A 232-nucleotide genomic window follows, 5' to 3' on the forward strand; every position below is an offset into this window, starting at 1 on the left:
ATTATACGCAGTCGTTCAAGTTCTAATAGATATAGCGGTATCATTGTAGAATGGTCTACTGTAACTGACTCTTATGAGGACTGGGAAGAGATAGAAGAAGCTATTTGGCATTTGCTTGATGAGATCAATGTAGCGCCTTTAGATAAGATTGAAGACAGTAGTAATCAAAACCCCACTATATTATTGGATAACAAGTAAACTGATTCAAAAATAACTAAAACCCACTGAAGAC

The 232-nt window shown here is 35.3% G+C and carries 1 protein-coding gene; it reads left to right on the forward strand.

The window, feature by feature from the left end; genetic code table 11:
- The coding region (locus AAEZ05_RS30455; protein WP_350650425.1) for a hypothetical protein at positions 1 to 198 on the forward strand (198 nt) is incomplete at its 5' end.
- Positions 199 to 232 lie beyond the last annotated feature (34 nt).

This window comes from Pseudomonas sp. HY13-MNA-CIBAN-0226 (assembly GCF_040310305.1).
Lineage (GTDB): Bacteria > Pseudomonadota > Gammaproteobacteria > Pseudomonadales > Pseudomonadaceae > Aquipseudomonas > Aquipseudomonas gregormendelii.